This window comes from Microaerobacter geothermalis, assembly GCF_021608135.1.
GTDB classification, from domain to species: Bacteria; Bacillota; Bacilli; order DSM-22679; family DSM-22679; genus Microaerobacter; species Microaerobacter geothermalis.
In genome coordinates this window covers 131,456-139,065 of the sequence record NZ_JAKIHL010000003.1, presented here as the reverse complement: position 1 = coordinate 139,065, position 7,610 = coordinate 131,456, and the positions used below count along the sequence as shown (strand labels likewise).

The following is a 7,610-nucleotide window of genomic DNA, read 5'->3' as shown; positions in this document are numbered from 1 at the left end:
ATACGAAGTTCAGAAGAATACTGCATCATAACTACTGGAAACATTTACAACGATTATCCCGGGCATCCCTATACCCATTTTTATCTGGAAATTGATACCAAGCACTTGACATTTTTAGATCAGTATGACCCGGGAGGGAATTATTTTCATATCAAAGAATTTACTAAGGACAGCCTTCGATGACGTGCAAGTCTTCAGTTCTGGATCTATAATAGAGGAAAAACCTTATTCTTCATGAAGGGAAAACCAAACGGAGAAAGTACTCCCTTTTCCCCATTCACTCTTCACTTCTATCCTTCCCTGATGTTCATCAACAATCCACTTAGCAATCGCAAGTCCCAATCCTGTTCCGGTGCGATTTCTCGCCGGATCAGCCCGAAAGAAACGATTGAAAAGGTGGGGAATATCCTTTTCCTCAATACCAATTCCAGTATCTTCCACATGAAATCCAATTTGATTTTCCTTCTTTTCTACCCTAAGTTTTACATACCCCTCCTTAGTGTATTTAAATGCATTTTCCAGCAAAATCACCATGAGCTGGCGAAGATAATCTCCATTCCCCCATATGGCAGCATCCTTTAAAACCTCTAATTTATCCACATGAAAGGGTACATTCCGAGGCAATCCTTCTACTTTCTTGATCACATCCTGAATCCAGTCATCCAATAACAGCCAAGTTTTTTCCATTTCAAAACCAGCATCGGCCCTCGCCAATGATAATAGATCATTAATCAGTCGGGACATATGCTCCGCCTCTTCCCTGATATCCTGCAATACCTCTTGAATCACAGGTTCTGAGTGATTCATTTTTTGCAGAAATTCAACATTTCCCCTTATCGTTGTTAATGGTGTGCGTAGTTCGTGGGAAGCATCGGAAACAAACCGTCTCTGGGAGCGATAGGACTCTTCCAACGCCTGATACACGGATTGGATTCGCGCAAGCATTCCATTAAAGGTCATGATCAGATGGCCTACCTCATCCCTTGGTCCATGATAAGTGAGTCTTCGTTTTAAATCTTTTCCTTCTTCAATTTCTGAAACTTCTTTAATTACATTTTCAATGGGTCTTAGGGCTTTTTGAGCCAAAATCCATCCTAGTCCGCTGGCGAGAAGAATGGACATTAATCCACTTAACCAAAGAAGCAGTTTAATCTGTTCAAAAGAACGTTCAAGGGCTGCCATGGATCCTCCCACCTGTAAAATGCCGATCACATTATTATTGACAATTAATGGCAAACTATAGATGCGAAATCGATAACTGGATACTTGAACGGTCTCTATATAACCTTCGCCTTTCCCCGTATTTTTTAAGGTGTTTGCACTTAGCGGCAAAGTTTGGCTTCCCAGGTTTCGAGATCTTGCCACCACTTCCCCTTTGTGGTTAACCGCCTGCAGATAAATATCCGGTGAAACAAATACATTTAGCTCAGGCAATACCAGTTGTTTAAGGGGAAAAGGGAAATCTACCACCACCTCTATGGACTGATACACTTCCTGTGCCTTCGCTACCAACCTTCTATCCAAATCCTTCGTTAAATTATGAACAAGGAAAAAGTATAGGGAAGTTCCAATCAATATGAAAGTTATCGCCAATACGCTGGTGTACCAAAGGGTTAACCTGAATCGGATGGACACTAATCTTCACTCCTCAATACGTACCCTACTCCCCTAACCGTTTTAATTAACCGTTTTTCCCCCTGCTCCTCCAGTTTTTGTCTTAACAGAGCAATGTACACTTCCAACACATTGGATTCACCCGAAAAGTCAAACCCCCAAACTTGTTCCATTAGGTAGTCTTTTGTCAATACCTTTTTCGGATGTTTCACGAACAAGTAAAGAAGTTCATATTCCTTAGCGGTCAATGAAATGGCCCGGCCATTTCGCCACACTTCCCTTGAATCCGGTAAAATTGTCAAATCTTCAAATACCAATTTTCTGTTCTCTTCTTCATGTTGTGTGTTTCGTCGTAACAACGCCCGAACCCTTGCCGTAAGTTCTTCAAGAGAAAAGGGTTTGACTATATAATCATCTGCTCCTAGATCCAATCCCTTCACCCGATCCTTTATTTCATCTTTAGCTGTCAGCATCATAACTGGAACATCACTTTCTGCTCTTAATCTTTGGCAAACTTCCCATCCATCCAAACCCGGCATCATAATATCCAGAATCACCAAGTCAGGTTTAGAATGAAGGGCCATATGCAACCCTTCTTTTCCCGAAAGAGCCGTTTCTACTTGATAACCTTCATAAGTTAATGCCCTTTTCAACATGGCTGTGATCTTTTGATCATCATCGATCACTAATATTTTCCCCTTCATTTAAACCAGCCTCCCTGGGACTATTTAATAAAAGTAATAGCAGGTTGTCATTGTACGGTAAAAAAAGATGTGTGTTTGACACACATCACTATTTTACCATTTGTCTCTATATTTCTATTATTTATTTCTCAGTAATTTTAACAGTAACAAATTGCCTTTGTCCGTCCCTAATGATGACCATGACCACACTTTCCCCGATCTTTGTGCTCTTTACCGCATCCACAAGTTCTTGGGAATTATTGATGGGCTTTTTATTAAATTCAACAATGACATCTCCTTGTTTTAAACCTGCCCTACCTGCGGGAGAATCAAGTGCCACGTCACTGATGATCGTCCCTTTTACGCTATTCAGCTTAAAGTATTCGGCCAATTCAGGAGTGATATCTTGAATGGATACTCCTAACCAGGGCCTAACCACTTTCCCTTTTTCAATCAGATCGTTTAAGACATTTTCCACCGTACTGGTTGGGATAGCGAATCCGATTCCCTGGGCGGATGCATTAACCGCCGTATTGATACCAATCACTTCACCATTAAGATTTAGCAGTGGACCACCACTATTTCCGGGATTAATAGAGGCATCTGTTTGCAACAGGTTTTTATACCGTCGGTCCGAAACATCCACAGGACGCCCTTTGGCACTGATCACGCCAACGGTTACTGTATGATCCAGCCCATAGGGATTTCCAATGGCAATCACCCAATCCCCTACACGAATATCTTCTGAATTTCCCATCTTAAGGACAGGAAAATCCTTCGGGCCGTCAATCTTTAAAACCGCCAGATCCAAATCAAAGTCGGCACCAATTAATTTAGCTTGAAAAGGCTTATCATATCCAGTAACCGTCACTTCAATCCGGTCAGCACCATCAATCACATGCTCATTGGTCAGAATATACCCATCCTTCGAAATGATAAATCCTGATCCCAGACCTCTCCGTTCCCTGGGCTGCTGAGGCATACCAAAATCCCGGCCAAAGAAGCGTTCAAAAAAGGGATCGTTCATAAAAGGGTTTAATGTAGATTCCGTATTTTTGGAATACGTATCAATTTTTACCACCGATGGTCCCACTTCTTCCACAATATCCGCAATGGAATTGGGGCGGATGACCGGCATCCAACCCGTCTGTGTGGCACTTGCAGGAGCCTCAGCAGTATTCAGGTTGTTTGCTTCCACTTTGGCCGTATTCGCGGATTGATCCAGATTATTTAATGCCAGTGCGGCTCCAGACATAACCAACAGCCCGGCTAAAAACGAGAAGAAAAGGGCTTTAAAAGTAAATTTCTTTGTATTTTTTTTCATTTCCGGATAAATCACATCTACATCCTCGTGATTTCCATTAAGATAATCATAGCTCATCTTTAATCCCTCCCAAATCATTAAAAGATAGTTTCCATTTTCATTTTGTCGCATAAACCTTAAAAAAACCTTAAAATGAAATTAAAGGAAAATAAAAAATGCACATGTTACAATGATTCCACAATAGGGAAAACTTTAGACAAGGCGGACATGCATCACATCTGGGCGAACTCGACAAGCAGACGTGTAAATCTTTGATATGAAAATACATTTTCATATCAATTTGTGACTCTACAGGTCATGGATGTTTAGTTCCGCATCTATAGAAAGAGGATTGCTCATGGAAAATCAATACCCGGTAAGATTCTTGAACAGAATGAAAAATATGCTGAATTCTAATGAATATGTTTTATTTGTCAAGTCTCTTCATCAAGACAGCTTAAAGGGCCTTCGCGTCAATACATTAAAAATAAGCAGTGATGATTTTTTATCATTTTCACCCTTCACTCTTTCACAAGTTCCCTGGGTGGAAAATGGTTTTTATTATTCCAAGCATGAAAGACCAGGAAAACACCCCTACCATGAGGCTGGACTCTATTACATCCAGGAACCCAGCGCCATGGCCGTCGCCCCCCTTCTTGCCCCTGAACCAGGAGAAAAGGTATTGGATTTGGCTGCAGCACCGGGCGGAAAAACAGGACAACTGGCAGAACAAATGATGGGAAAGGGTTTGCTTGTTGCCAATGAAATTGTACCATCCCGCGCGAAAATTTTGGCTGAAAATGTAGAACGTCTGGGGATTGCCAATGCATTGGTGACAAGTGAATCTCCCCAAAGTCTGGCTAAACGGCTTCCCCAGTTTTTTGACCGGATTCTGTTGGATGCTCCCTGTTCCGGAGAAGGGATGTTCCGGAAGGATGAACAGGCAAGAATTGAGTGGAGTGAAGAAAATGTATGGATGTGCGCCCGTAGGCAGGCAGAGATTCTCAACTGCGCAGCACAAATGCTCCGCCCCGGAGGAACCCTCATCTACTCAACCTGTACCTTTTCTTCAGAAGAAAACGAGCAATTAATCGAAGAATTTCTGGATCAACATCCTGGCTTTTCACTCATTCCGCTTCCTTTAAAGCCGGGATTCTCCCGGGGAAACCCGGAATGGACCCATCTAAAAGACGAAAAAATAAAGGGTACCGTCAGAGTATGGCCTCATATTGCCCAAGGGGAGGGCCATTTTATGGCGTTGCTGAAAAAAGAGAGCTTCTCCTCTGATGAGGAGGAAATCCAGAGCTGTAATGGGATGAAGAAGAAACATCGAAATGCGAAATCCAGGGATAAATCCGTTAAATCTGCCCTTAAAAAAACGATAAACGTATTCAAGGAGTTTTGCACGGCTTTCGATTGGAATCCTTCCTTTGACTTATCCATAGAGAGGATAACCTTATTTGGGGAGCAGTTATATCTTCTTCCGGAGGGATCCCCTGATTTGGAGGAAATGAGGGTGTTAAGGGCTGGACTTCACTTGGGAACCCTTAAGAAAAACCGCTTTGAACCTTCCCATGCATTAGCCTTGTCCTTCCCGCGTTGGGCACAGGTACCATCGGTCTCTTACCGAGCGGATCAAAAGGAGATCGAGTCCTATTTAAAAGGAGAGACCCTTCCATCCCCTGGTGACAATGGATGGGTTCTGATTCAAGTTGACGGATTCCCCTTAGGGTGGGGCAAACGGATCGATGGCATTATTAAAAATCATTATCCCAAAGGGCTACGAAAAAACATTTGAATCATTGTGTTCGTACTAAGCAGAGGGGCAAAGGAACGGAAATTAACCCTAAAACTGAATAACTGCAAAAGTTTTTATTGAATTTTTTTCTTCCTAAGGCTTATAATCTATTTATATATGATTTTTGTAATATACTAAGATACTAATATAGAAATGATGGAGGGATCTTCATGATGGGAACGGAAGCGGGAGAGATCTTTTTTCTTGGTGCCTCTGCCTTATTCCTGTTTAGTGGGATTGGGGCTCTTTTTTTTGGAAAGAAACCTTTGGTTTCATTATATATAGGAAAAATCGGAGCGATTATCGCTTCTCTTTTAACAGGAATTGCTGCCATCGGTGTTTTAGTCAGCGAAAAGTTCCTTTACGTAAAGATGTGGACGATTATGCCGGGGTTACCCCTTTCCTTTTCCATAGATAACCTTTCCGCCTTTTTCCTGTTCATCTTATCGGCCATTTCCTTTCCTGTTTCCATCTATGCTCTCGGATATGCAAAGGAATATCACGGCAAAAAAAATTTAGGTGTCATGTCATTCCTTTACAACCTGTTTCTTTTATCCATGATCATGGTTTTTACTGTCGACAATGGTGCGGTTTTCCTACTTATGTGGGAAACCATGTCTCTTGTTTCCTTCTTTTTGGTGGTGACAGAACATGATAAGGATGAAGTGAGAAAGTCGGGCTTTATTTATGTGGTGATGACCCATTTCGGCACCCTGTTTCTTTTCGTGTTATTTTTCACCTTATTCGTTTACTCTGGAGGGTTGGATTTTCAGCTATTTCAACAAAAGGGCCAAACCCTTCCCCTATCGATACAAAATCTTCTCTTCTTGATGGCCCTTGTCGGATTTGGAACAAAGGCCGGTGTAATGCCCTTGCATATTTGGCTCCCGAGGGCTCATCCGGCTGCTCCCAGTCATGTTTCTGCCCTCATGTCGGCGGTGATGATTAAAACAGCCGTGTACGGCTTTATTCGCGTAACCTTTGATTTCCTTGGACAGGGCCCTTCATGGTGGGGACTTTCGCTTCTCATCTTAGGTCTTGTTTCCTCCATTATGGGAATCTTGTACGGACTGGCCGAGACGGACATGAAGCGTTTTCTGGCTTACAGCAGTACGGAAAATATGGGTATTATCTTCGCTGGTCTGGGCATTTCCCTTTTGGCTACCTCTAATCAAGCTGCCGCACTTGCTGGGTTCGCCCTTACCGCATCCCTTTACCATGTATTTAATCATGCCCTGTATAAAGCACTTCTTTTCTCAGGAGCCGGTTCCGTCCTTTATGCCGCCCATACAAAAAATGTGGAAAAACTGGGCGGACTTATCCGGGTAATGCCATGGACAGCCGCCTTTATACTGATCGGTTCTCTGGCCATTTCCTCCTTTCCACCTTTCGGCGGGTTTGTCAGTGAATGGTTAACCCTGCAGTCTGCTTTAAAAATGGCCTACAATCTGCCTGACGTATGGACCAAAGCAGCAGGCCCACTCATCGCCGTTCTCTTGGGGATGGTAGGAGTCCTTGTTGCCGGGGGATTCATTAAAATGTTTGGTTTTTCCTTTCTGGGACAATCAAGGGGAGTGGATACCGAAAAGGTTCGGGAAGTTCCAATCACGATGAGATTGAGCATGGCGCTCCTCGCTTTGGGTTCAATTGTGCTTGGTTTGCTTCCCGGTGCTGCTCTGAATTGGGTGGAAGATATTACCTATATGTTCTATTTAAAGCAATCAGGCGAACCGGTGAAGGGGATATTTACAGTTGCGGAAGGAAACAGCACCCTATTCCAGCCCCTGCTTCTCTCGCTAGTTCCCATACTCTCTATCCCTATGATTTATTATCTGCTTCGCTGGAAATTCGGGGAGACCAAAATGAAATACGGGGAAACCTGGGGCTGTGGGGGTAGGATCCAACCAGTTATGCAGTATACGGCAAGTTCTTTCTCCCATCCCGTATTGATGATTTTTAAAACAATTCTTCGTCCAAAAAGGAGGATTGAAGAAGTGAATGGGGATCACCCTTTTTACCCAAAATTGATCAAACATCATTTCTTCGTAAAGCCCTTCTTTGAAACGTACATTTATCGTCCCCTTCTTCACTCATCCGTCAACCTAGCCAAACAAGTGCGGAAGATACAGAACGGAAACCTTCAGTCCTATTTGGCCTATATCTTTATCACATTGATTCTACTACTCTTCCTAGTGAGATAGGTGGTGCCCAG

At 42.9% G+C, this 7,610-nt stretch carries 6 protein-coding genes; 3 read left to right on the top strand and 3 right to left on the bottom strand.

Features of this window, described 5'->3' with window-relative positions; genetic code table 11:
* Positions 1-183 (top strand): hypothetical protein (locus L1765_RS03585; protein WP_236405056.1); only part of this gene is annotated, 183 nt, incomplete at its 5' end.
* A gap of 42 nt (positions 184-225) precedes the next feature.
* Here the strand turns inward: L1765_RS03585 and L1765_RS16075 are convergent.
* From L1765_RS16075 to L1765_RS03570, 3 genes are all read right to left on the bottom strand, one after another.
* Positions 226-1,635, bottom strand: coding sequence for a sensor histidine kinase (locus L1765_RS16075; RefSeq protein ID WP_236405054.1), 1,410 nt, complete (start codon positions 1,633-1,635; stop codon positions 226-228).
* The gene (locus L1765_RS03575; protein ID WP_236405052.1) at positions 1,635-2,318 is read right to left on the bottom strand and encodes a response regulator transcription factor; all 684 of its coding nucleotides are present in this window, start codon (positions 2,316-2,318) and stop codon (positions 1,635-1,637) included. The genes L1765_RS16075 and L1765_RS03575 overlap by 1 nt, the downstream gene beginning before the upstream one ends.
* A gap of 121 nt (positions 2,319-2,439) precedes the next feature.
* Positions 2,440-3,678, bottom strand: coding sequence for a trypsin-like peptidase domain-containing protein (locus L1765_RS03570; protein ID WP_236405050.1), 1,239 nt, complete (start codon positions 3,676-3,678; stop codon positions 2,440-2,442).
* 280 nt (positions 3,679-3,958) lie between these two features.
* Here L1765_RS03570 and L1765_RS03565 point away from each other — a divergent pair, with 280 nt between their 5' ends.
* The gene (locus L1765_RS03565; RefSeq protein ID WP_236405040.1) at positions 3,959-5,398 is read left to right on the top strand and encodes an RsmF rRNA methyltransferase first C-terminal domain-containing protein; all 1,440 of its coding nucleotides are present in this window, start codon (positions 3,959-3,961) and stop codon (positions 5,396-5,398) included.
* 170 nt (positions 5,399-5,568) lie between these two features.
* Positions 5,569-7,599, top strand: coding sequence for a proton-conducting transporter transmembrane domain-containing protein (locus tag L1765_RS03560; RefSeq protein WP_236405038.1), 2,031 nt, complete (start codon positions 5,569-5,571; stop codon positions 7,597-7,599).
* The last annotated feature ends 11 nt before the right edge of the window (positions 7,600-7,610 follow it).